Consider the following 23683-nt stretch of genomic DNA (forward strand, 5'->3'; position numbering starts at 1 on the left):
AACCGGGCGCCAGTGTCTGCTGGCGCCTTAAGGATGTCGTGCAATGAATGTGTTTCCCTTGTTCTTCAATCTGACCGGTAAGGCGGTTGTCGTCGTAGGTGGCGGGACGGTTGCGGAGCGTAAAGTTCGGCTCTTGCTGCGTGCTGGCGCGCGAGTCACCGTCGTCGCACCGGAGCAAACCTCCTGGTTGAGGGCCAGTGCTCAGGCGGGTGCTTTAAGCAGCTTGTTTACCTCCTTTGTTGCCGAGCATATCCACGAGGCCTGGCTGGTTGTTGCAGCAACTGGACGGCGCGAGATAAATCGCATCGTGGCTCAGGCAGCCGACGCCTTGCGTCTGCCCTGTAATGTGGTCGACGATGGGCATCTGTCTACCGTACAAGTCCCTGCCATGGTCGACCGTTCGCCCTTGATGATTGCGGTCTCCTCTGCAGGTTCAGCTCCTGTACTGGCGCGGCGTGTTCGGGAGTGGATAGAAAGCGAGCTGCCTGAGTCGGTAGGGGACTTGGCCGGTTTGCTGGCTCGCCGCCGAGCCGATATCAAACAGGCTTTCCCCGAGGTACATACCCGTCGTCATTTCTTTGATTACGTACTGGATAGTCCTATCCCCGATCTCCTGGCGCAAGGCAAGGCTACGGAAGCGCTGGCAGCCTTTGATGCTGCCTTGAGGACAGAAACTCCTCAGCAGCATATTCAGGTCACCATTTTGCCTATCGCTGATTTGGAAGCTGTGGACTTGCTGACGCTGCGCGCCTTGCGCAAATTGAACCAGGCAGATTGGGTCTTGTACCTGCCACTGATTTTGCCTGCGATTTTGGAGAAGGCACGTCGTGATGCCCGTTTGATGGCCTTGGATCAGGCGGGGGTGGTCTTGCAAGACACCTTGTTGAATCGTGATTTCTGGGCACCCCTGTGCCAGTCCTGGGTGCCAGGCGAGCGCATCGTGATCGCCTGGAAGTCATCGTGGGATGTACAGCCTTTGGTTGAGCTGTTGCAGCAGCAAGGCTTGATCTGTGAGCTGGCCTAGGTGCGCTATCAGCTTGCTTAGGTGAACTGTGTGATGAAGAACTAAGTGAAGTGTTGTTGTTGTTGTTGTTGTTGTTGTTGTTGTTGTTGTTGTTGTTGTTGTTGTTGTTGTTGTTGTTGTTGTTGTTGTTGTTGTTGTTGTTGTTGTTGTTGTTGTTGAGTTTGAGTGAGGCAAGATCGCTTGCCTCACTTTTTTTGGCCCTTCAATTTAGGCCTGTCCAGGCTGGCACTTGAAGCTGGCTGTGTTTTGATTCCGCACTCTTTTTCCCAGCAGCTCACCTGATTTTATTGGGAGTGCTGGGTACTATTTGAGGCTTCAGAAGTCAGGGGGCAGGGCAGAGGCTCCAGAACTGTGGCTGAGTAAAAATGGTTCTGGTTAATTGCCTGGAGGGCGTTCAGACAGTGATTTCCTGATCGTTGAGATAGCATCCCGGATCTTCTGCCCACACATTTCCTGTGCTTTTTTCAGCTCGAGTGCGCGTATTGCCATTGCAGATATCCAGGTAGGCACAGCCAGCACAGCGCCCCTGTACAGGCCTGGGTCGTTGCCGCAGGCCTGTCAGCAAGGGATCTTGATCGTTGGACCAAATCTCCGAGAAAGGCCGTTGCAACACGTTTCCAAGGCTGTAATGCCACCACATGGTGTCGGGATGAACATTGCCACGGTTATCGATGTTCGCAATTCCTTGGCCGGAGGAATTGCCTCCCCATTGGCACAACATAGTCAGAATTTTGGGAGCTTGCTCGGGGTAATGCCGTCGCACCCAGTGCAGAAAGAAAACACCGTCAGCATCGTTGTTGCCCGAGGTGAACTCTTTGGGTTTGCCGGCTTTTTGATAGGTCATGCAGGTTGTGAAAAGCTGCTCCATAGCCTGCCGGGTGACGGCGTGGTGACTGGCCAGGGCGCGGTTGCCCAAACCCCGACCTGCATAGTTCAAATGAGAGAGATAAAAGCGGTCGATTTGTTCCTGCTCCATCACAGCCAGCAGGCCATTTAGATCAACTGCATTTTCTTGAGTCAGGGTAAAGCGCAGGCCTACTTTCAACTGTTTTTCACGGCATAGTCTCAAGCCGTGCAAGGAGGCCGCGTAGGCTCCGTCCTCTCCACGAATTCGGTCATGGCGGGCCTGCAAACCGTCCAGGGAGATGCCTACGTAGTCAAAGCCGCAGTCGGCAATCTGATCAATATTTTGCTCGGTTATCAAGGTGCCGTTGGACGATAGTCCTACGTACATGCCCAGTGTTTTCGCACGTCGGCCCAAGTCGTAAATATCTGGGCGTAGCAAAGGTTCGCCGCCGGACAGGATCAGGGCGCGTACACCGAATTGATGCAGGTCATCCATGACAGTGCAGACTTGTTCGTAGCTCAGCTCGCCAGGGAAGTCCTTGTTGGTAGAGGCAGAGTAGCAGTGGCTGCAATGCAGATTGCAACGACGTATCAGATTCCAGATCACCACAGGGGCCTTGCTGGCGCGTGTCGGCGCAACAGGAGCGTGCAGGGCAGCGACAAAACGGGATATCCGGAACATGCTCAAGGCCTCCGTAGACGCAGGCCGGTCTTTTTAAGAATGGCCGTGGAAAACAAAATATCGTGATCGTGCAGGACGCCAGGAAAGCGCTGCGATATTTGCAGGCTGATGCTCTGTGCCTGGGCACGTACCGTGTCATGGTCCTTGCCATGCAGCATGGCGAACAGGTTGTATGGCCATTGGGGTAGACGACGCGGACGACGATAGCAGTGGCTGACTCCGGCTTGCGAGCCTAGCCATGTACCGACTAGGTCCAGCTTGTCGTCCGTGATATTCCAGACGCACATGCCATTGGCCACGTAGCCCAGAGCATAGTGATTGGGGATGGCTGCAATGCGCCGTATCAAGCCTTGGTCCAGCATGGTTTGAAACTGCTTCATGACATAAGCTTCGGATACACCCAACTCTTGCGCCAGTTTTAGGTAGGGCTGTGGCTCTATCGCCAAACCCCGCTGCGAGGCATGGATCAGTGCGGTATAGGCGGGATTCAAATGCACCATATCAAAGCTCCAGTTTCAGGCTTAGGGCGTATTCCTGCTCTTTGGGAAAGGCAAAGACGGGTAGGCCGGTTTCAGCTTCAATTGTCTGCAGGCAGGATTCGATGTCTTGCGGTGTCGCCGTAGCCAGTACAAACCACATATTCAAGGCATGGGCGCGCCGGTAGTTGTGAGCGACTTCAGGATGGCGGTTGACGGCTATGACGGTACTGTCCCAGCGTTTTTCGGGTACGGCCATAGCGACCAGGCAGTAAGCACCGCCTAAAGCCTCGATCTGGAAGAGGGGCCCAAAGCGGGTCAATATCCCGGATTGCCGCAAGTGCTGGACACGTGCAATCAAGGCAGACTCGCTCAAGGAAAAATCAGGTGCCAACTGTGCAAAGGGGCGGGAGCAGATGGGGAAACCATCTTGCAGGCGATTCAGAATGTGGCGATCGGTCTTGTCCAGTTCAACCGGCGCATGCAATGGTGGGGTGTGATGATCAGTCATGATGAGCCGGGCTAAGCAGTGCGCCTCGTTGTTTGAAGCAGCGAGTGGAGAACAACACTTCCTGCGGGAGCTGACCCAAGTCAAAACGATTATTCAACTCCGCATGGTTTGTCAGTACGTCCTGACGGTTTTTGCCGTGAATCATGCAAAACAGATTGTGATTCCAATGTGGCGGGCAGGGCTGACGCTGATAGCACAGCGTGATGTCGTCTTGCCTGGCCAGCTCCTCGCCTAGGGCATCAATGCGATGCTTGTCTACCGTCCAGACACACATGGCATTGGCTTGGTAGCCCAGTTTTCGATGGCGCAGGACCACGCCAAATCGCCGGAATATGCCTTGTTCCAGAAAGCCGCGTAGCTGTTGCAGCACTTGTTTCTCGCTGATCTGTACTTGCTCTGCCCAAGGCTTGAAGGGGTCGGCTTGAATCTTCAAACCTTGCAAAGAACACTCCAGCAGTTTGCGTTCAGTACTGCCTAATGCGGGCAGCCCCTTGCTTGGCGACAAGGGGCTGGTGCTCTTGGTATGTGGAACAAGGCTAAACCCCAGGTCAATGTGATAGGCCCGGATCATGGGCAAGGACAAGGGCAACAAGCCGGTATGTTCAGCGATGTGCTCCAAGGCCGCCTGCCGTTCTTGTTCATTCGCACAGGTCAGCACAAACCAGAGATTGATGGCGTGTTCGCGCTCGTAGTTGTGGTTCACGGCGGGCAGGGCACTGATCCAGTCTGCAACCGTGTTCAGATCCTTGGCGGGCACATGCATGCCCACCAAAGTGCTGCTCATACAGGCAGGGTTCAGTACTGGCCCGATACGGCTGATGATGCCTTGGTCTTGCCAGCGTTGCAGGTAGTCCATCACGGCTTGTTCGCTAAGCCCCAAGAGCAGTCCCAGCGTGCGGAACGGTCGGGGTTCCAAGGGGAAGCCATGTTGCCAGGCGTTCAATAGTTGAAAGGCAGAAGGGGAAAGATCAGAAACCAATGCGACCACTCCGATGCGTAAAAAACACTCCACTCGGGTGCTGAATATCCAGGCTGTCCAGACGCTTGAAATTGTGGGTGTCGTACACACTGACTTTGTTGTCGTCTCGCGCTGAAATCCAGACAGCCTCACCCCTAGGGGTGAATTCCATGTGGAGAACGGCTTTGCCTACGTCCAAGGTTTGAACCACTTCCAGGGTGGCGACATCAATCACCTGTACCTTGTCGTTGTCTGGAAAAGCGAAGTTCACCCAGACCTGACGGCCATCGGGCTGAGCCATCACAAAAACGGGTTGTCCATGAACCGGAATGCGAGTTTTCTCTTGCCAGTTCACGGTGCTGGCGACCAGAACCTCATGGCGTCCAATGGCCGGTAAAAATAAGTCCTGACCAGCCAAGGACCAACCCCGTAGATGCGGCATTTTGTAGACGGGCAGGGCAGACTCTCCCCGACCATAGCCTTGCAAGATTTTTTGGACTCCATTTTCAGGATTCCACAAATCCAGCATGGCCAGGGCATCCTCGCCAAACAGTCCGGCAATGTAGTACCTCCCATCCGGGGTGACCATGGCATCGTAAGGCTGACGACCCGCTGCAAAACGCCGTGTTGTGGGGCGTAAGGGGTCGGATAAATCGGTCAGCCAGATTTCACCTGCCTCGAACAAGGAGTAGGCAAATTGCTGATTGGGTAAGTCCGCCAGACCAACCACTTTGGCACGTTTGTTGGGGGCGTAGTAAGACGGGACTTCACTGATCAGGGCCAGGGTGTCCGCATCAAAAACCTTGATACCACCCGGTTCGTAGTTTTGCACCACAATCAGCTTGCCATCCTGGGAGATGGCGCCACCTATGGCATTGCCGGACTGAATGATGCGATGAACTAGAACTTGTTGAAGCAGGTCCACTTTGCTCAGGCCGCCGTCCCGTCCAAAGACATAGCCATAACGCCCGTCACGTGAGTAGGTGATATGGGCGTGGGACAGATCACCCAAACCTTCAATTCGTGCCAAGCGGCTGCGATGACTGGTTTCAACGACAGCCACACTGCCCGTCGCACGCTCTACAACCAGCCCCAGGTCATTCGTGCCGCGTAATGGGTTGGCACAGCCGCTTAAAGCGACAAGCAGGCTCAGAGTCATCAGTGCTTTCATGGTGCTGCATCCGATTCATGGAGAAGAAAATGAGCCAGCCAGAGGCTTTCCGCTGGCTGCAAGAAGCGGTTCCAGGCAGGCATGGCTGTTCCGGGACGGCCCTGCATGATCGTCAGGGCGATCTGCTGTGCGCTTTGGTCTTGCAAGGCGTTAGCCGTTAAGGCAGGCCCCAGGCCTCCTTTCAGGAGCAAGCCATGACATGAGCCGCATTCTTGATGAAGCAGCGTCCGTAAAGAGGCTTGCCGCTCCGGTGTCAAAGCGGTTTCATCAGCAGCGGCTTGTTGTGGCCAAAGAAGGGAGAGCAGCACGGCTAGCCACATGTTGGCCAGAAACTGCCTGCCACTGAGCTTGAAAGGGAGGTGCAAACCTTTCACATCAAGGCCCAGGAGGGTTCGCAGGCGAGGGCATTTTGCGTGTTTGAGGCAGGTTGCGGGTAATCCGGATGCAACTGCACCACCTGGCCGATAATCAACAAGGCTGGGGGACTGAAGGTTTGCGCAAGCTGTGGAAGTGTTTGCAAAGTACCCAAGCCCCAGCGCTGGCTTTTAAGCGTGGCATCTTGTGCCAAGGCGATAGGCGTATGCGGGCTGCGCCCATGTTGAATCAAGGCCTGGGCAATATGGCTGCAATTGGCCATGGCCATGTAGAACACCAGCGTACAGGTGGGATCAGACAAGGAGGCCCAGTTCAGTTCCAGCCCTTGGTTGTCGCGCAGGTGCCCGGTGATAAAGCGCACACTGCTGGCCAGCCCGCGATGGGTCAAGGGAATGCCTAGAGAAGCCGCACAACCTGTCGCTGCCGTAATCCCGGGCACGACTTCAACCTGGACTCCATGTTGTTGCAGATACAGTTGCTCTTCGCCTCCACGGCCAAAAATAAAGGGGTCACCGCCTTTCAGGCGAACAACGTGCTGATGTGTTCTGCTCAAGGACAAGAGCGTGCCGTTGATGTCGTCCTGCATGCTGGGCTTGCAGGCGGCAACTTTACCGACGTCATGCAAGGTGGCCTCAGGATTGATGCAGCTCATGATGGCGCGGCTGACCAGACGGTCATATACCACCGCATCTGCATGTTGCAGCAGGTATAAAGCGCGTAGTGTGAGAAGTTCAGGGTCGCCAGGCCCCGCCCCAACCAAATAAACCTTGCCGTGCATCGCTGCGCTCCTTGACGGTAGCAAGTACCGAAATACAGTCAAACAATGCAGAAAATTGTAGGAGGGCAGGCCGCTTCGATATGGGCATGGTTGGTGTTCAGGAGAGGGGTGCAGAAATGAAGCTTCTCGCCCTCAGACAAGAAGGTAGGGTGAGGCTAAGTGCGAGGCATAAAAGGAAATTTATGCGAGCGACGGCTTGCAGAGTCGCTGCTGGATGTGCGCAAGCGCTTGAAAAAATGTTCAAAAACGTAGTATCAGCCAGCTAATTTTTTGGGGTTTCAAAGTCCAAATAACATATTTGAGGCAGCCTGTTAAGTTTCTCGATGCAAAATAGGGAAAGTCCTGCAACTTGTATCAACAGTGAGCAATGATGCGGGTTACAGGGGTTTTTTTGCTTGACACGGGTATTAAACGAAGGCTTAATACGCGGTAGCCAACCGGGGCACTTGTGCGCCCGGTAGCCATGGCAGACGGTAGTGCTTGCTTGCCCTGTCGTTTGTCACTATTAAGTCTGACCGCCACAAACTGGTTCCCGCTGGGGGCCCGTAAAATAATTTTCAGGGGTATTTTCTCAATGAATAAAACCGAGCTTATCGAATTCATTTCCACCAAAGCCGATCTGTCCAAAGCTGACGCTGGTCGTGCACTGGATGCGTTTATCGATGCCGTGACCACCACGCTGAAAGAAAAAGATACGGTTACTCTGGTTGGTTTTGGCACCTTCGCTGTGTCGGAACGCGCTGCCCGTTCGGGTCGTAACCCACGTACCGGTGAAACCATCGAGATCGAAGGCGCAAACGTGCCCAAGTTCCGTCCCGGTAAGGCTCTGAAAGACGCTGTGAATTAATTTTTAAATTAATTTACGCAAAAGACTTGCAAAAAAAATTCTTTGGTCCTATAATTCTTTTTCTTCACAAGAAGAACGGCATCACAGAAATGGGTGCTTAGCTCAGCTGGTAGAGCGGCGCCCTTACAAGGCGTAGGTCGGGGGTTCGAACCCCTCAGCACCCACCATTTCTTTTGCTAGTCGAATCAAGCACTTAGGTAAAACTAAGTGCTTTTTTTGTGCCTGTTTGGTTTGTATTTCAGGTCAATTCATACTAACGCTGCTCTACCAGACCCGTGCCCTTTGTCGCCAGATATGCCTACTGAAACCATGTAAGCATTGGTAAGGCATTCACCCGCTAACAAGGACTAGTCGTGTTGCGTGTCAATAATCACCCTTGTGTTGGGTCGCAAGTGGCGAAACCGGCAGGGTGCTCCAACCGCTTAGTTTGTAACGGTGCTATCAATATATGCGGATAGCGTCCATAGTGTGTCCAGGGACATTTTTCCCCTGATTAATTAGGACATACATTGAAAACAGAAATTGGTATTGTGAAGTGGTTCAATAACGAAAAAGGCTTCGGCTTCATCATGCCGGAGAGTGGCGGTAAAGACCTCTTCGCGCACCACAGTGAAATTCAGGGTTCTGGGTTTAAATCTCTGGAGGAGAACCAACGCGTTTCCTTCGTTGCTGGCGTTGGCCAAAAAGGCCCTTGCGCTACCCAGATCCAGATCGTTTGACCCCCTGCTTGCCTGCATAGGCAAGTGTAGCGTCGGTCGATAAAGCCGAACCCTTTGAAATATTGGGTTCGGCTTTTTCATTTATGTTTCCCCCTCCATGTGGACATATTGTGCTTCTGTCCACTGCTCACATGTGTCGTATGAGGGTGACTCTATTGGGGACTATGGCCCCAAGGGAAGCAAGGCCATGATGGATTACCTGCCCAAAGCCTACGACGAAGATATTCGTATCCGTGTTGAGGATCAAGGTCCGGTTGTGGCTGGTCGTGACTTGATGGAGTTTACGGTTGAAGACAAGGCGGTCCTTGTCTATGACGAGGCGGGCAAGGAACTGATGCAGGTGCCACGCCGATGATCTTGATTCGAGCGTTCTGCGTGAGAAGCTGAAATACGGGGAGTGGCGACAAAGGCTTATTCCTGCAACTTGTCATGCCTCTCCCGTTTGAACTGCTGCCAGGCAAAGGCAAAGGCAAAGGCAAAGGCAAAGGCAAAGGCAAAGCACAGGCAAGGCAGCGATACTAGCAACAGCTGCCCGGCCTTGAGCGTAGTGGCTATTCAAGCAACACTACACCTTGTCCATATGCGCTCCTCGGGCCTTCATGAGCAAACTACTTTCTTGCCTGTCCCCTCTTGCCACCTTGATTCTGGCATGGCTGGCCTTTATGTTTCTTTTGTTTTTCCCGCCGCTATGGATCTTGTGGCCTTTGCTGGTCGTGAGCCTGGGCTGGATCAATTACAGAGGGATACGTTACGCATTGGGTAATAGTGACAAGTCCAAGCCCTGGCACCTTTGGTTCAATGTAGGCGAGTGCCTGTTGGCGGTGATTGTCCTGACTTTACTGGTCCGTGACCTTGACGTCCCAGCGACCTGATTTTTACCCTTGTTGTACGAGAAACGTGTTTATGTATTCGGACCCTTGGCTTGATCGCTGGTTACCCTTGATCGCTCAACGTGAAATTTCTTCGCCGGTACTGGAGATAGGCTGTGGTTTTGGCGACGATACGTTGACCTTGACCCAGGCAGGATTGAAGGTGATGGCTTTTGACCTCTCACCCGAAGGTGTGGCAATCGCACAGCAGCGCGCTCCCGAGGCTTTGATTGAGTGCAGGGATACGCGAGGTCCCTGGCCGCAGGTGGCGAATAATCTTGAGCTGGTCCTGGCCAGCTTGTCCCTGCATTATTTCCCCTGGGATGAAACCCGGGCCATTGTGCGCAGAATCTGGAATAGCTTGCGGCCCGGTGCCTTGTTTTTATGTCGCCTGAACTCCACCGAAGATGTGAATTTCGGTGCCGGGCAGGGCGAGTTGATTGAAGCCAACTTCTATCGCGACCAAGGCAATTGCAAGCGTTTCTGTGATCAGGCCAGCGTAGAGCAGTTATTTGGGGCCGAATGGCGCCGGATTTCTGTCCAGCACATGACATCGCACAAATATATAAAGCAAAAAACGATGTGGGAGCTGGTGTTGGAAAAAGGGCAGTTGTCAGGCTGATTCCCGGACCCTTAGCACTCTGGATCTGGCAGCCGTTTCGGTCCCCTCCATCTCCCCGCTATATCTAACCAAAGAATCGGTATTTAGCCGGGTGTAACACCCTTGCTAGACTCGTTCTCATTGCTTGGAAATGGTTTCTAGGGGGTGGGAAATGAAGCGGATTCAACAGAAGTGGAACGGCGTTCGGGCAGGGGCTTTGCTGGCGTTGGTGCTGGCGGCGGCAACCGCTGTTGCAGCCGAGGTCAGTATTCTGAATGTTTCGTACGACCCAACGCGTGAACTGTATGCTGAATTCAATAAGGCTTTCCAGGCGCATTACAAAGAGCAAACCGGTGACAGTGTAGTCATCCGTAGTTCCCACGGTGGTTCCAGCAAGCAGGCCCGTACCGTGATTGATGGCGTGCCCGCTGATGTGGTGACGCTAGGTATTTCTTCCGATATTGATCAGATCGCTCAGTCCGGTTTGCTGGACAAAGGCTGGCAGGCTCGCCTGCCAGACAACAGTACGCCTTACACCTCCACGATTGTCTTGCTGGTGCGCAAGGGTAATCCCAAGGGGATTCACGACTGGAACGACTTGATTCGCTCTGATGTAAAGGTAGTTACGCCCAATCCTAAAACTTCGGCGGGGGCACGTTGGAACTATCTGGCGGCCTGGTTGTACGCCCTGAAGCAAGGCAATGGGGATGAAGCGCAGGCCCGTGACTTTGTGGCCAAGCTGTATCGCAACGTCAGCGTGCTGGATTCCGGTGCGCGTGGATCGACCACAACCTTTGTGGAACGGGGCATTGGCGATGTATTGATTGCCTGGGAGAACGAGGCGCTCTTGTCCGTCAAGGATCTGGGGCCCGATCGCTTCGATATTGTGGTGCCTTCCAGCAGTATTCTGGCCGAGCCGCCCGTGGCGCTGGTAGATGCCAATGCCGCCAAGCATGGCACGGAAAAAGTGGCTCAGGCCTATCTGGAATATCTGTATAGCCCGGAAGGTCAGGAAATCGCCGCCCGTCATTTTTACCGTCCTCGCCTGGAGTCGGTGGCCGCCAAGTACCGCGATCAGTTCCCGGCGTTGAAACTGTACAAGGTTGACGATGAGCTGGGCGGTTGGACTCAGGTTCAGGCCAAGCACTTTGCGGATGGTGGCGTGTTCGACAGCATCTACTTGAGCAAGTAACCCCACTATCACCGAGGACCGTTCGATGTCACAGGCTCGTCTTTGGGGATTTCTGCCCGCTGCTCGCAAGCAGCGGGCTCTGCCAGGCTTTGGCTTGACCATGGGTTTGTCCATCAGCTATTTGAGCCTGATTGTTCTGATCCCCTTGTCTGCTGTTTTGCTCAAGACCACCTCTATGGGTTGGTCGGCCTTTTGGGAAACCATCAGTGCTGCGCGCGTCTTGGCTTCCTTGAAACTGACCTTTGGGATGGCCGCTTTGGCGGCGTTGATCAATGGTGTATTTGGCTTGATTCTGGCCTGGGTCCTGGTGCGTTACCGCTTTCCGGGTCGTCGAATTGTGGATGCCTTGATTGATCTGCCCTTTGCCTTGCCAACGTCGGTAGCCGGGATTTCCTTGGCAGCGATTTATGCGCCTACGGGCTGGATCGGTTCCTGGGCTGAACCTTATGTTGGGCAGATTGCATTTACCCCTTGGGGTGTGCTGATCGCCCTGATTTTTATTGGACTGCCCTTTGTTGTGCGTACCGTGCAGCCGGTTCTGGAAGAGCTGGAACAGGAGCAAGAGGAGGTCAGTGCTTGCCTGGGGGCCGATCGCTTCCAGACGGTCACCAAGGTGATTCTGCCCGCTATCTTGCCCGCCTGCTTGACGGGCGTAGCGCTGGCTTTTGCCCGTGCGGTGGGTGAGTACGGTTCCGTGATTTTCATTGCCGGTAATGTCCCTATGGTTTCGGAAATTACACCCTTGCTGATCGTGATCAAGCTGGAGCAGTTTGACTATGCCGGAGCCTCGGCGCTGGCCGTTTTGATGATGGTGCTGTCCTTCATTATCTTGCTGGCGATCAATCGCTTGCAGTGGTACTTGCAGTCGCGTCATTCGGGCCAGGCTAGTGGCAAGGCAGCCAAGGTGGCAGCGCCTTTGACTTTGGAGGGCGCACGATGAGCAGCCTGACGATGGATTCATCTGTGCAGGCGGTGCCGGTACATACGGCGCGCTTGCGGGCGGCGCAGGATGAAGGTCTGGCCGTCAAAGCCTTATTGATTGGCATTGCCTTGCTGTTCTTTGTGCTGTTCTTGCTCCTGCCTTTGATCCTGGTCTTCATGACGGCTTTTAGCCGGGGCATCATGCCGTATCTGTCCGCCTTGAGCGAGAGCGATACCTTGCATGCCGCCAGCCTGACAGTTCTGGTTGCCGTGATTGCCGTGCCTTTGAATATCGCGTTTGGTCTGGCCGCCTCCTGGGCGATTGCGCGTTTTGAGTTCCGTGGCAAAAGCATTCTGACGACGCTGATCGACCTGCCGTTCTCGGTATCACCTGTCATTGCCGGTTTGATGTTTTTACTGATTTTTGGTCGCCAAGGCCCATTTTGGGATTGGCTGGACGCTAATAACATTCGTATCGTATTTGCCTTGCCCGGTTTGGTTTTGGCGACTTTGTTTGTCACTTTCCCTTTCGTGGCGCGTGAGTTGATTCCGCTGATGCAAATGCAGGGCAGCGAGGAAGAGCAGGCTGCGCGGGTGCTGGGGGCCAATGGCAGGCAAATGTTCTGGCGGGTGACTCTGCCCAAGATCAAGTGGGGCCTGCTGTATGGTGTGATTCTGTGCAATGCCCGTGCCATGGGTGAATTTGGGGCGGTGTCGGTGCTCTCGGGCCATATACGGGGCCAGACCAACACGCTGCCCTTGCATGTAGAGATTGAGTACAACGACTATCACACGGTGGGCGCTTTTGCGGCGGCTTCGGTGCTGGCGGTCTTGGCTTTACTGACGTTGGCGCTTAAATTGTGGGCCGAGCGCAAAATGGTTCAAGACGGTCATCGTGGATGATCGCATTCGGAGTTCATTATGAGTATCGAAGTTCGTCATCTATCTAAACAGTTTGGTGCGTTTACGGCACTGGGTGATGTGACATTGGATTTCCCAGCGGGCGAGCTGGTGGCTTTGCTGGGGCCGTCGGGCTGCGGCAAGACGACCTTGCTGCGTATCGTGGCTGGCCTGGAACATGCGGATGCGGGTCAGGTGCTGATCAACGGCAAGGATGTGGCTGCTGTGGGCACGCGTGATCGCCAGGTGGGTTTTGTGTTCCAGCACTATGCCCTGTTCCGCCACATGACGGTATTTGAAAACGTCGCCTTTGGTCTGCGCATTAAGCCACGCAAGCAGCGCTTGCCCGAAGCCCAGATTCGTCAGCGTGTGCACGAGCTGTTGGAGCTGGTGCAGCTGGATTGGCTGGCCGATCGCTACCCAGCGGCCTTGTCGGGTGGCCAGCGGCAGCGTATTGCTCTGGCACGTGCCTTGGCGGTGGAACCGGGTGTCTTGTTGCTGGACGAGCCGTTTGGTGCCTTGGATGCCAAGGTGCGCAAGGAACTGCGTTCCTGGCTGCGTCGTCTGCATGATGACCTCCATATCAGTACCTTGTTTGTGACGCACGACCAGGAAGAGGCCATTGAAGTGGCTGATCGTATTGTGGTGCTCAATAAAGGCCGGGTTGAGCAGGAAGGCGCCCCGCAGGATGTCTATAACCACCCTGCCAGTCCTTTTGTGTATGAGTTCCTGGGGGCGGCGAATCGCTTGCCGGGTCAGTTCCAGCACGGACGCTTTGTGGCTGATCCTCAGTTGGGACAATTCGAGTCCAATCAGGCCTTGAATGCTCAGGATGCGGGTCAGGGGGAAGCAGTAGGCTATGTGCGCCCGCATGACCTCGATTTACAGCGTCAATTGGATGGCCAGGGCATCGTCGTGGCCGTGCAGCGCATTATTCCCTTGGGGGCGACAGTACGGGTTGAACTGGCCTTGAACGAGGGCGAGCGTGCTTGGGAAGCCGAGTTCGATCATCAGCGTTGGTCGCAGCTGGGCTTGCGGCCTGGTGAGCGGGCTTTAGCCTTGCCACGCAAGTTCAGCGCTTTCCCTATCGAATCTCAAACCGAAGCGCGATTGTCCTGATTTCTTGCAAATTATTCGCAACAGGCTGACCCTAGGTCAGCCTGTCTGCGTTAGTATCTGGAGGTTTTTTGCAGGGCGGATTGGAGCAGGAAATATTACAGGAATTTAGTATTGAGAATCATTCCTGTTTCTGTTAAGATTCGATACTTCACTGGGCATCCTGTCCGGTCCCGTCATGGTCCATGCGGGTTGCAGAATGTGTAGAACGGATTATGACCGGAATTGCTTCTCAAAAGAATAATCGCTCGATGCTGGCCTTGAAGGCAACTGGTTTGGCATTGGCACTGGGATTGCACGTGGGTGTCGTGGCTACCATCTTGTGGACGGAAACCCCCAAGATTGTGGGTGAACCTGCCCCCATGGATGTTGTTGGGGTGACGTTGGTGGAAGTGTCGGAGTCCCCGGTTCAACAAGAGCAGGTCAGTGCCCCTCCTGAGGAAGTGGTGGCCGAGCCGGAACCTGAGCCCGAACCCGAGGTGGAACCGGACCCCGAGCCCGAGCCAGAACCGGTTGTTGAGCCGGAACCCGAGCCAGAGCTTATCGTGGAAAAACCTCCGATTCCCGAGCCGCCCAAGCCCAAACCAAAACCCAAGCCGAAACCTAAGCCCAAGCCACAGCCCAAGCCCGAGGTCCCACCGGCAGAAACACCGCAGCCTGCTCAACCAGCCGCTCCTGCCGCTCAAGCAGGTCCAGCTACGGACAATACGTCCTCCCAAACTGCCGCCCGTTCTACGGATGGTGATCGGCCCAAGCTGATTGGTCGTGTAGATTATTTGGGACGTCGTCCTGTGCCGGTGTACCCCCGGGCTTCCGAGCGCCGTCGTGAGCAGGGCCGCGTGGTGGTTCGTGTAGTGATTTCAACCCAAGGAACCGTGCTGGAAGCCAAAGTGCAAAGCTCCTCAGGCTATGAACGTCTGGATGAGTCGGCACTGAAAGCAGTACGCACAGCGCGTTTTAAACCGTATACGGAAAATGGTGTGGCCTATCGTGCCATGGCCGATATTCCTTTCGACTTTGTTTACTAGGATATATCAATGATGCAGGAACTATTTCAAAGCGTATGGGTAAGCCTGGCACAAGTTGCAGGGCCTGTTGCAGATCAGGCTGCCGCCAGTGTTGCTGCCGCTGAGGAAGCGACCGGGGTGCTGCACTTTATCCAGCAAAGTGATGTGGTCGGCAAGACCTTGTTCGTGATTCTGGCCTTGATGTCGGTTGCCAGCTGGTACCTGATCATCGTCAAAGGCGTGTTGTCCTTCCGCCTGAAGCGCCGCTCGCAAGGTTTCATGCGCGAGTTCTGGTCCGCCAGTTCCCTGGAGCAGGTTGAAAACGAAATTGCCACCCACGGTGCCCGCGATCCGTTCAGCCACCTGGCCAGTCACGCTATTCACGCTCAAAAACACCATGTGAAATACGGCGCCATGCGTCTGGAAGAGAAAGGCTCCACCGATGCCTTTGTCTCGCGCATCATGCGTAAAGTCATGGATGAAGAAACCGCCAAGCTGGAAAACGGCCTGACGCTGCTGGCTTCGGTGGGTTCTACCGCTCCGTTTGTGGGGCTGTTCGGTACGGTTTGGGGTGTGTACCACGCACTGATCAATATCGGTCTGTCCGATGGCGTAACCCTGAACAAGATCGCCGGTCCTGTGGGTGAAGCCCTGGTGATGACCGGTCTGGGTCTGGCCGTGGCTATTCCTGCCGTGTTGGCTTACAACGCGTTTGTGCGTACCAACCGCGTTTACCTGTCCCAGCTGGACGCGTTTGCTCACGACCTGTTCACTTTCCTGACCACAGGCCAGCCTGTGCAAGATAACCAACCTGTTCTGCGTCGTGTCCCTAGCTCGGGCGGTGGTGCAGCATCGAGCTCGGCAGCGGCTGCCAAGCGGGAGCACTAATCATGGCTTTTGGCAGCTTTGATAATCGCAACTCGGGCTCCGCGCTGTCCGAAATCAATATGGTGCCGCTGATCGACGTCATGCTGGTGTTGCTGGTGATCTTTCTGATCACTGCTCCGCTGCTGTCGCACTCCATCAAGATTCAGCTGCCCCAGGCGACGTCTGAACCAGTCCAGCAAGATCCCAAGACGATTGATCTGGCGATTGACGCAGAAGGGCAGATCTTCGTGAACGAGCAGCCGGTGGCGCTGGAAGACCTGACCGCCACGCTGGCCCCTTACTCCAAGGATCAGCCTCAGCCTGAATTGCGTATCCGTGCCGATACCGATACTCGCTACGAAACACTGGCCCAGGTCATGAGCCGCTCCAAAGCTTCCGGCCTGACCCGTCTGGGTTTCATTACGCGTCCAGGTCCAACGACCAAGGCCGCGGGTGATGAGGGCGAGGCCAAGGAAGGCACCGTCGCCGACCAGAAGGCCGTTGAGCCTAAACCCGCTCTGTAATTCCAGGTTCTTCTTCGTGTTGTTTTTTCTGGCCCCTCGCTTTGCATCTGCAACGCGAGGGGCCAGTTTCGTAATAAAATCCCCCGAATGCGTGTACTAGTTATCGAAGACGACGCCATACTGGGCGCCGCACTGCAGGAATTTCTCAACGATCAGGGCTACGCTGTTGACTGGCTCCAGGAAGGCGAAAGTGCCTTGAAGGAGTTGGCCGCCCAGGTCTACGATCTTCTGCTCCTGGACTTGAACTTGCCCGGCATCAGTGGCCTGGACGTGCTGCGCCAATTGCGTCAGCAGGGCAACGCTATTCCCGTCCTGATTCTGACTGCGCGTGATGGCGTGGATGATCGTGTCGGCGGCCTGGATGCCGGTGCTGACGACTACCTGATCAAACCTTTTGACCTGTCCGAGCTGGCCGCCCGCGTGCGTGTTTTTGGCCGCCGCCGCAGTGGTCAGGTACAGCCCATTATTGATGTGGGCCCCTTGAGCTTTGATACCATTGGCCGCGAGCTGCGCTGTGCCGGTCAACGTGTGACCTTGTCGGTGCGCGAGCTGTCCGTACTGGAAATGCTGATGATGCGCGCGGGCCGTGTGGTCACCAAGCAGCAAATTATCAACTCCTTGTCTGCCTGGGATGCCGATTTCAGCGACAATGCAGTCGAAGTCTACGTGTATCGTTTGCGCAAGCGCCTGGAAGGCACCGGGGCTGTCATACAGACTGTGCGCGGCTTTGGCTATTTGCTCGATGTGGAGAGCGTGGCCGGAGCATAACGGCAGCCCGTGCCCGCTGCCTGAAACCTTAGGTCAACCATGCCCGATCAGCATCTTTCTCCAGCGGTAAAAACCTCCTTGTTGCGAGGCTGGCTGGAGCGCTTTCTTGCTCCCGGTTCTTTGGCCCGCAAACTGATGGGCCGTTTGTTTCCCCCGATCTCCATTCTGGTGGTGCTCGATTTGAGCGTTACCTGGATACTGACGCGTCGCATGAGCCTGGAAGACTGGCTGCTGCGCGACATTTTCTGGACCATGGCACTGAGCCAGGTGCTGTTGGTCAGTCTGATTGCCTGGGTATTGCTGTCGGGGATTCGCTCGCAGTTGGCGTCCATTGATGATTTATCGCAGCAAATCCGTAACCGTGCTGATGATGACTTCGAGCGTCTGGATGCCAGTGCCTTGCCCGCCGAGATTGTGCCGCTGGTGGAGCACTTCAACGAGTTGCTGGAACGTCAGCGTGATACCCTGCAGGCGCAAAAGCGCTTTATTGGTCACGCAGCGCATCAGTTGCGCACACCCCTGACGGGTTTGCAGCTGGAGTCCGAGCTGATGCTGGCAAGGCCTTTGCCAGAAGATATCCGCCAACGGGCCGAGCGCATCAAAAGTGTTTCGGATCGCATGATTCGTCTGGGCCAACAGTTGTTGGTGCTGGCACGTACCGATGCGGACACTAATATTAAAGACAGCTTTGTGCGCCTGGACTTGTGTGAATGGGCGCGCGAGGAGGGCGGTGACTGGTTCTTGCAGGCTCGTCAGCATGGTGTGGAAATCCATTTGCTGGCACCTGAAAAGCCGGTCTGGATTGATGCTGCCCCCGTGCTCTTGCGGGAGTTATTGTCCAATCTGATGGATAACGCCTTGCGTTACGGACAAGGGACAGACCGCATTGTCTTGCGGGTGGCCAGTAATCCACCCTCCTTGTCGGTGGAAGATCACGGGCCGGGTATTGAGTCCAGCGAGCAGCAGCGCGTATTTGAAGCCTTTTACCGCTCCCCCGGTACCCAAGCAGGAGGTTCTGGCTTGGGCTTGGCCATTGTGCAGGAGATTGCCCGTGCGCATGGCGCCTGGTGGAGCCTGATGAGCCGTCCTGATTTTCCAGGCACTCGCATCACCATTGTTTTTCCCGGTCCGCGTATTGGTGCGCGTCTGACCCGGCACGATACTTTGATTGGAAACTAAGCCTTGAACACAGCAACAGAAAACCCCAAAAAAGCGGCTCAGGCCGCCTTGTTAATGGGCGCTTTAGGCGTGGTGCATGGCGATATAGGAACCAGCCCGCTCTACACCATGAAAGTGGCCTTGAGTGCTTACGGACAGCCTGGTGCCGAACAGGTCTATGGAGTGCTGTCCTTGCTGTTCTGGCTGCTGACCCTGGTGGTCTCCATCAAGTACGTCACGGTGGTGTTGCGTCTGGACAATAAAGGTGAGGGCGGCACGCTGGCCCTGATGGAATTGGCGGCACGCGGCATTCAGGGGCCACGTCGGCAGATTATTGTGGTGCTGGGGCTGATTGGTGCTGCCTTGTTTTATGGGGACAGCATCATTACCCCGGCCATCTCCGTGATGTCGGCGCTGGAAGGCATAGGGATGGTGTCTCACGTGCTGGACCCTTGGGTCGTACCTTTGGCTCTGGGCGTCTTGCTGGCCTTGTTTCTGATCCAGTCCCATGGCACGGGCACCATGGGTAAGTTGTTCGGCCCCATTATGTTGACCTGGTTTCTGGTGCTGGGTGGCTTGGGTCTATGGCGTGTTATTGAGCATCCCCAAGTTTTGATGGCCCTGGACCCACGGTGGGCCGTGGCTTTTATTGCTGAGGCTCCCTGGCAAACCTTTTTGCTTTTGGGGGCCTTGGTCCTGGCCTTGACGGGGGCCGAGGCCTTGTACGCCGATATGGGCCATTTTGGCCGTCCTTTAATTCGTAAAGCCTGGTTCATGATTGTCATGCCCTGCCTGGTCCTGTGTTATTTCGGCCAAGGCGCATTGTTGATTTCCGACCCAGCCGCCATTCGTAATCCGTTCTTCTTCCTGGCTCCCAACTGGGCCTTGGTGCCCATGGTGATGTTGGCAACGGTTGCAACGGTGATCGCCTCCCAGTCCGTGATATCCGGTGCGTTTTCTGTAACTCGTCAGGCGGTGCAGCTTGGTTTTTGGCCGCGCATGGTGATTCAACATACTTCAGCCAAAGAAGAAGGGCAGATCTACTTGCCGCGTGTGAATTTGCTGCTATGCGTGGCGGTGATGATTCTGGTCCTGAGCTTTGGCTCCTCGGATCGCCTGGCCCATGCTTATGGCTTTGCAGTCACGGGTACCATGCTGATGACCAGTTTGCTGGCTCTGGTACTGCTGCCGCGCCGCGCTAGCGGAATCAAGCGCTGGGCCTGGCTGGGGCTCCTGGGTGTTTTCCTGATTCTGGACATATTGCTGTTCTCGGCCAATGCGCTCAAGATTCTGGAAGGCGGTTGGCTGCCTTTGCTGGTGGGTGCTGTGCTGCTGGGCTTGATGCTGACCTGGCGTCAGGGACGAGCCGCCTTGCACGAACGTCTGCTTGAAAACAAGCAGCCGATAAAAGAGTTCTTGCTGAGCCTGGAGGAGTACGCTCCGACCCGTGTACCAGGGACGGCGGTGTTCATGAGCACCATTCCCGACTCGGTTCCTCCGGCCTTATTGCATAACCTGAAACACAATAAAGTCCTGCATGAACAGGTCCTGTTTTTGACCGTAACCAGTGCTGGTGTGCCTTACGTTCCTTTTGGGGAGCGCTATAGCCTGCAACGTCTAAGCCGAGGCAGCTGGCAGGCGGTGGCTTCCTGGGGCTTCAAGCAAGAGCCCAATGTGCCGCAGTTGCTGGAGCAGATTGCTCTGGAGCACCCGGAGCTGAATCTGGAGCCTATGCAGACGTCCTACTTCCTGTCGCGCCAGACGGTGATGATCCAATCCCGTCAGCCCTGGTACTTGGGCTGGCGTCGTCGCTTGTTTGCTTTCATGGCGCGCAATGCCAGCCGTAGCACGCGCTTTTTCAAAATCCCGCCTAATCGCGTGGTGGAGATGGGGATACAGGTGGAGCTGTAGGTGGAGACATTTGCAGCTGCAGCTAGCTATTGCAGCCAGTAGAAACAAAGAATGGGCCTTTTCAAGGCCCATTCTTTTTATCTGGCTAGCTATTATGAATAGCCGTGTTTTCTGCGTTTACTGAGCAGGCACCACAGTCGTGGTTTCGCGAAGGATACCGCCGCCTTCCACGCTACCGCGTACCGTTGTGTCCTGGCCGGTCATGGATTTCAGGCAGTCTTGCTGGCGATCAGCGGGTAAGCGATGGCAGCGCGCTTGCCGGTTGGCATCCAGATTGTGATCGCGCTTGTCCAGCTTGTGCTGACGTTCGGCTTGCAGCGCGGCACCGGCTTCGCGACGGCAAGTGGTGCGCTGGTCGCCTTTGAATTGCTCACAGCGCTGGATGTCGTGTCGGTAGTCTTGGGACGGGGTTTGAGCCCAGGCAGCAGAGGACAGCAAACCCAGGCTGAGCAGGCCGGCACTCAGAATTCGGGATGGGCGTGTAAGTAGACTCATCGATCTCACTCCTTTACTTGCTAAGGGAATCACCGGCTTGGCGAGCACTGTTACGAGCAGGTATGAGTAGCAGGCCGCAAAGCCCCAAAAGCGACTGCGTATGGGGCAATTCCCGATACGCAGTAAACACTTACTAGTATAAGTGGAGCAGTTGCAAGTGAGGGTAATAAAACTTGTCTAAACCCTTACTGCTTGACTTAGGTCTTATCGCTGGCTGGTGGTTGAGCCAAATCTTTGGGCAGAGGCGCTTTATGTGGCATGTCCAGATAGCCTGGCTCGTCCGGGCCATATTCGGCCAGACGTTGGCGATGCTCGCGTTTGATGGCAGCGCGCATCAGAAAGATGGCGGTGACCGGCGAGGTAATGATCAAGAGCACACTCAGGATGAGCGGATGCAGAATGGGACGGCTCATCAAGTGGCTGGCGCTGATGGCGACGGCCAGCACCATGAAAAACGTACCCAGCGTGTTCCCCATGGTGGGGGCATGGATGCGTGAATAAAAGTGTTTGAAGCGCAGCAAGCCAGCCGAACCCACCAGGGCCACGATGCCGCTAAGAACCAGCAAAAGGGCAACCGGGACAGCCAGCCACCAAGGTAGTAAAGGCGTATTCATGGCTCGATCACCTCGGCACGCAGCAGGAATTTCGCCATGGCTGCCGAGCCTACAAAACCAAACAGGGCAATCAGCAAGGCGATATCAAAGTACAAGGTAGAGTCAAAACGGATGCCCAGGGCCAGCAAGGCCAGCATACCGTTGATGTACATGGTGTCCAGCGCCAGCACGCGGTCGGCGGCAGAGGGGCCTTTAAGCAGGCGGATGACGGCGCAGCCCATGCCCAGGACAAAGCAGCCCAGGGCAAACTGACAGGCCCAGTAAACAATGTCTATCATTGGAAAATCTCCAGTAGCGGTCCTTGGTAGCGCTTCTGAATAGTGTCTAACCAGACCTGTTCGTCTTGCAGATCCAGAATGTGCAAAGTCAGGACACGGGTCTCGTAATCGAAGCCGGACCAGACAGTACCTGGGGTGTAGGTAATGATGCACGCCAAGGCTGCCAGACCATGTGGGTCAGTCAGTTGCAACGGAATGGCCAGAAAGCCCGGACGAGGTGCTTTGCTGCCTTTCAGAACCAGATGGCCAACGGCAATATTGGACAGCACAATGTCCCAGGCCACTTGGCAAATCAGTTTCAAGGCCAGAAAGGGGTGGCGGATGCTGGCCTTAACCGGACGAAATGGAATGGCTGCCAAGCTCAGGGCGATAGCCAGGAACAGGCCCAGCACCACGTAACCGGCCGAGAGCGAGTCGTTCAGCAGCAGCCACAGGCCAAGCAGCAGCAAGGGCAGGAAAAGATGTTTGGTATAGCGTCGCATCAGAATCACTCCGCTTGAACAGAACGTAGCGGGTTCTGCCGCAGGACGGACCCTATATAAATACGGGGTTCGTCCAGTTGCTGGGCTGTTTGTTCCAGGTAGGTGGTGATCGGGCCGGCATACCAGCTCAAGATCCCGCAAGCCACAATAATGCTGGCAATGGGAGCAGCTTCGATCAGCTTCAGGCGGGGAATCGTCAGGGAACTATTGCTCCAGAACAGACGAATGCCCACACGTACCATGGCGATCAAACCGGCTACGCCGGAAATCAGCACGGCAGCGGTCAGAATCCAGGCGTTTAGAGGCTCTGGCGATTGGCCCGAGGCTTTCAGCGCGGCTGTCAGCAAGGACAGCTTGGCCACAAAACCGGACAGCGGTGGCAGGCCCACAATCAGCAAGGCGCAGGCAATAAAGGACATGCCCAGGAACACCATCACGCCAGGGATAGCCACACCTACCACGTCATCGCTATTGTCTTCGGACTCCGGGTCGTCCAGGTCAAAGACCTCCTGACTGACGGCCAGCAGGTCGGCACCAAAAGGTTTGGTACGGCTAACCAGTTCCAGCAGCAGGAAGAAAGCACCCAAGGCCAGAACGCTGCTGAGCATGTAGTACAGGGCAGGGCCGGTCAGGATGACGCCGGGCATGCCCAAGGCGGCCAGCAAGGTGCCGGAGGACACGATGATGCAATAACTGGCCAGTCGTTCGGGTTGCTGTGCGGCCATGACACCAATAGCGCCGAAGGCCAGCGTGGCGATCCCGGCGGGGAACATCCAGGCCACGCCAAAGGCGGCAGGCGCTCCCGTAGGCAGCAGCAAGGAGCCGATACGCAGCAGTGCGTAAATACCTACTTTGGTCATGATCGCAAACATGGCAGCGACCGGCGCACTGGCATTGCCATAAGCATTGGGTAGCCACAAGTTCAGGGGCCAGGCGGCGGCCTTGATCAGGAAGGCAATACCCAGGATGGCCATGGCCGCTTCAAAAACCAGACGGTCCGAGTCCGGCATGGAACCGGCGCGCAGAGCCAGATCAGCCATGTTCAGGGTGCCGGTGACACCGTAAACCAGGGCAATGGCGATCAGCAGCAAGAAGGAGGAGATCAGGTTGACGGCAATGTAGTGCAGACCGGCACTGACGCGGGCCGCGCCCGAACCGTGCAGCATCAGACCATAGGATGCGGCCAGCAGAACCTCGAAGAACACAAACAGGTTGAACAGGTCACCTGTCAGGAAGGCGCCGTTCAGGCCCATCAAGAGCAGCTGGAACAAGGAGTGGAAATGTACCCCCACGCGATCCCAGCGTGCTAGCGAATAGAACCAGCAGCAAAAGGCCAGCACATTGGTCAGCACCAGCAAGAAGGCGGCCAGCCGGTCCACGACCAGCACAATCCCGAAGGGAGCGGGCCAGTCACCGAGCAGGTACACACCGACGGACTGGGGCCAGATCGGGTCCAGCGTGCCATCGGCCAGCAAGAGCAGATAGACCGCGCAGAACAACTGGGCCAATAAGGAGCTGAAAGCGATCAGCAGCTTGTAGTGACGGCGCTTGTCGCGCAGCATCACCATCAGGGCCGCGGCCACCATGGGGATG

General features: G+C 55.6%; 28 protein-coding genes and 1 tRNA gene. 17 read left to right on the plus strand and 12 right to left on the minus strand.

The features are described 5' to 3' along the window. Positions 1–43: 43 nt before the first annotated feature. Positions 44–1024, plus strand: coding sequence for a precorrin-2 dehydrogenase/sirohydrochlorin ferrochelatase family protein (locus tag ACU6HM_RS03115; RefSeq protein WP_009461227.1), 981 nt, complete (start codon positions 44–46; stop codon positions 1022–1024). A 394-nt stretch (positions 1025–1418) separates the two neighbouring features. Here the strand turns inward: ACU6HM_RS03115 and nirJ are convergent, their stop codons facing one another. The 7 genes from nirJ to cobA are packed head-to-tail and all read right to left on the minus strand — an operon-like array spanning position 1419 to position 6821. After that, a complete protein-coding gene (gene nirJ, locus ACU6HM_RS03120) occupies positions 1419–2552 on the minus strand; it encodes a heme d1 biosynthesis radical SAM protein NirJ (RefSeq protein ID WP_009461543.1) in 1134 nt (377 codons plus the stop codon). A 2-nt stretch (positions 2553–2554) separates the two neighbouring features. Next, a complete protein-coding gene (ahbB, locus tag ACU6HM_RS03125; RefSeq protein ID WP_009461545.1) occupies positions 2555–3052 on the minus strand; it encodes a siroheme decarboxylase subunit beta in 498 nt (165 codons plus the stop codon). Between the two features lies 1 nt (position 3053). After that, positions 3054–3539: an Lrp/AsnC family transcriptional regulator gene (locus ACU6HM_RS03130; protein WP_254499051.1), complete on the minus strand. Its 486-nt coding sequence runs from the start codon at positions 3537–3539 to the stop codon at positions 3054–3056. Beyond that, on the minus strand, positions 3532–4551 hold the full coding sequence (ahbB, locus tag ACU6HM_RS03135; RefSeq protein WP_446763336.1) for a siroheme decarboxylase subunit beta: 1020 nt from the start codon (positions 4549–4551) through the stop codon (positions 3532–3534). Before ahbB (ACU6HM_RS03135) ends, ACU6HM_RS03130 begins: the two co-directional genes overlap by 8 nt. Continuing rightward, positions 4508–5668 carry a cytochrome D1 domain-containing protein gene (locus tag ACU6HM_RS03140; protein ID WP_009461551.1) on the minus strand — a complete coding sequence of 387 codons (1161 nt, stop codon included), beginning with the start codon at positions 5666–5668 and terminating at the stop codon, positions 4508–4510. Before ACU6HM_RS03140 ends, ahbB (ACU6HM_RS03135) begins: the two co-directional genes overlap by 44 nt. Beyond that, positions 5665–5988: a c-type cytochrome gene (locus ACU6HM_RS03145; RefSeq protein WP_035272739.1), complete on the minus strand. Its 324-nt coding sequence runs from the start codon at positions 5986–5988 to the stop codon at positions 5665–5667. Before ACU6HM_RS03145 ends, ACU6HM_RS03140 begins: the two co-directional genes overlap by 4 nt. Positions 5989–6038: 50 nt before the next feature. Then, the gene (cobA, locus tag ACU6HM_RS03150; RefSeq protein ID WP_446763337.1) at positions 6039–6821 is read right to left on the minus strand and encodes a uroporphyrinogen-III C-methyltransferase; all 783 of its coding nucleotides are present in this window, start codon (positions 6819–6821) and stop codon (positions 6039–6041) included. 574 nt (positions 6822–7395) lie between these two features. Here cobA and ACU6HM_RS03155 point away from each other — a divergent pair. The 16 genes from ACU6HM_RS03155 (at position 7396) to ACU6HM_RS03230 (ending at position 20221) form a co-directional block, all read left to right on the plus strand. After that, positions 7396–7668, plus strand: a complete 273-nt coding sequence (locus ACU6HM_RS03155; RefSeq protein ID WP_003799450.1) for an HU family DNA-binding protein — start codon at positions 7396–7398, stop codon at positions 7666–7668. Positions 7669–7759: 91 nt separating this feature from the next. Then, positions 7760–7835: transfer RNA gene (locus tag ACU6HM_RS03160), tRNA-Val, on the plus strand. Between the two features lie 342 nt (positions 7836–8177). Beyond that, positions 8178–8387 (plus strand): cold-shock protein, encoded by a 210-nt coding sequence (locus tag ACU6HM_RS03165; RefSeq protein ID WP_009461560.1) that lies wholly within the window; start codon positions 8178–8180, stop codon positions 8385–8387. A 187-nt stretch (positions 8388–8574) separates the two neighbouring features. Then, entirely contained in the window at positions 8575–8742 is a 168-nt protein-coding gene (locus tag ACU6HM_RS03170) for a hypothetical protein (RefSeq protein ID WP_022983143.1), read from the plus strand. A 244-nt stretch (positions 8743–8986) separates the two neighbouring features. Continuing rightward, complete coding sequence (locus ACU6HM_RS03175) at positions 8987–9259, plus strand: hypothetical protein (protein WP_254499054.1); 273 nt, start codon at positions 8987–8989, stop codon at positions 9257–9259. Between the two features lie 31 nt (positions 9260–9290). Further along, positions 9291–9878 carry a class I SAM-dependent methyltransferase gene (locus ACU6HM_RS03180; protein ID WP_446763338.1) on the plus strand — a complete coding sequence of 196 codons (588 nt, stop codon included), beginning with the start codon at positions 9291–9293 and terminating at the stop codon, positions 9876–9878. A 151-nt stretch (positions 9879–10029) separates the two neighbouring features. Next, positions 10030–11049: a sulfate ABC transporter substrate-binding protein gene (locus ACU6HM_RS03185; protein ID WP_021446499.1), complete on the plus strand. Its 1020-nt coding sequence runs from the start codon at positions 10030–10032 to the stop codon at positions 11047–11049. Between the two features lie 25 nt (positions 11050–11074). Next, positions 11075–11989, plus strand: coding sequence for a sulfate ABC transporter permease subunit CysT (cysT, locus tag ACU6HM_RS03190; RefSeq protein ID WP_009461725.1), 915 nt, complete (start codon positions 11075–11077; stop codon positions 11987–11989). Further along, a complete protein-coding gene (gene cysW, locus ACU6HM_RS03195; RefSeq protein ID WP_250755825.1) occupies positions 11986–12873 on the plus strand; it encodes a sulfate ABC transporter permease subunit CysW in 888 nt (295 codons plus the stop codon). The genes cysT and cysW overlap by 4 nt, the downstream gene beginning before the upstream one ends. A gap of 18 nt (positions 12874–12891) precedes the next feature. Beyond that, a complete protein-coding gene (locus ACU6HM_RS03200) occupies positions 12892–13989 on the plus strand; it encodes a sulfate/molybdate ABC transporter ATP-binding protein (protein WP_009461727.1) in 1098 nt (365 codons plus the stop codon). Between the two features lie 221 nt (positions 13990–14210). Beyond that, a complete protein-coding gene (locus ACU6HM_RS03205; RefSeq protein WP_446763558.1) occupies positions 14211–15014 on the plus strand; it encodes an energy transducer TonB in 804 nt (267 codons plus the stop codon). Positions 15015–15023: 9 nt separating this feature from the next. Next, entirely contained in the window at positions 15024–15881 is an 858-nt protein-coding gene (locus ACU6HM_RS03210; protein WP_009461741.1) for a MotA/TolQ/ExbB proton channel family protein, read from the plus strand. Between the two features lie 2 nt (positions 15882–15883). Next, entirely contained in the window at positions 15884–16384 is a 501-nt protein-coding gene (locus ACU6HM_RS03215; RefSeq protein WP_250755824.1) for an ExbD/TolR family protein, read from the plus strand. 87 nt (positions 16385–16471) lie between these two features. Further along, positions 16472–17152 carry a response regulator gene (locus ACU6HM_RS03220; RefSeq protein WP_009461744.1) on the plus strand — a complete coding sequence of 227 codons (681 nt, stop codon included), beginning with the start codon at positions 16472–16474 and terminating at the stop codon, positions 17150–17152. Positions 17153–17191: 39 nt separating this feature from the next. Continuing rightward, positions 17192–18331 carry a sensor histidine kinase gene (locus ACU6HM_RS03225; RefSeq protein ID WP_009461745.1) on the plus strand — a complete coding sequence of 380 codons (1140 nt, stop codon included), beginning with the start codon at positions 17192–17194 and terminating at the stop codon, positions 18329–18331. Positions 18332–18385: 54 nt separating this feature from the next. After that, positions 18386–20221: a potassium transporter Kup gene (locus ACU6HM_RS03230; RefSeq protein ID WP_446763559.1), complete on the plus strand. Its 1836-nt coding sequence runs from the start codon at positions 18386–18388 to the stop codon at positions 20219–20221. A gap of 117 nt (positions 20222–20338) precedes the next feature. Here the strand turns inward: ACU6HM_RS03230 and ACU6HM_RS03235 are convergent, their stop codons facing one another. The 5 genes from ACU6HM_RS03235 to ACU6HM_RS03255 form a co-directional block, all read right to left on the minus strand. Beyond that, the gene (locus ACU6HM_RS03235; RefSeq protein ID WP_257722687.1) at positions 20339–20716 is read right to left on the minus strand and encodes a hypothetical protein; all 378 of its coding nucleotides are present in this window, start codon (positions 20714–20716) and stop codon (positions 20339–20341) included. A 197-nt stretch (positions 20717–20913) separates the two neighbouring features. Then, the gene (mnhG, locus tag ACU6HM_RS03240) at positions 20914–21330 is read right to left on the minus strand and encodes a monovalent cation/H(+) antiporter subunit G (RefSeq protein WP_021446503.1); all 417 of its coding nucleotides are present in this window, start codon (positions 21328–21330) and stop codon (positions 20914–20916) included. Further along, positions 21327–21608 (minus strand): K+/H+ antiporter subunit F, encoded by a 282-nt coding sequence (locus ACU6HM_RS03245; protein WP_009461751.1) that lies wholly within the window; start codon positions 21606–21608, stop codon positions 21327–21329. The genes mnhG and ACU6HM_RS03245 overlap by 4 nt, the downstream gene beginning before the upstream one ends. Next, on the minus strand, positions 21605–22090 hold the full coding sequence (locus tag ACU6HM_RS03250) for a Na+/H+ antiporter subunit E (protein WP_052159474.1): 486 nt from the start codon (positions 22088–22090) through the stop codon (positions 21605–21607). Before ACU6HM_RS03250 ends, ACU6HM_RS03245 begins: the two co-directional genes overlap by 4 nt. A gap of 5 nt (positions 22091–22095) precedes the next feature. Further along, positions 22096–23676, minus strand: coding sequence for a monovalent cation/H+ antiporter subunit D (locus tag ACU6HM_RS03255; RefSeq protein ID WP_446763560.1), 1581 nt, complete (start codon positions 23674–23676; stop codon positions 22096–22098). Positions 23677–23683: the final 7 nt, after the last annotated feature.

It is taken from the genome of Alcaligenes sp. RM2 (genome assembly GCF_052931795.1).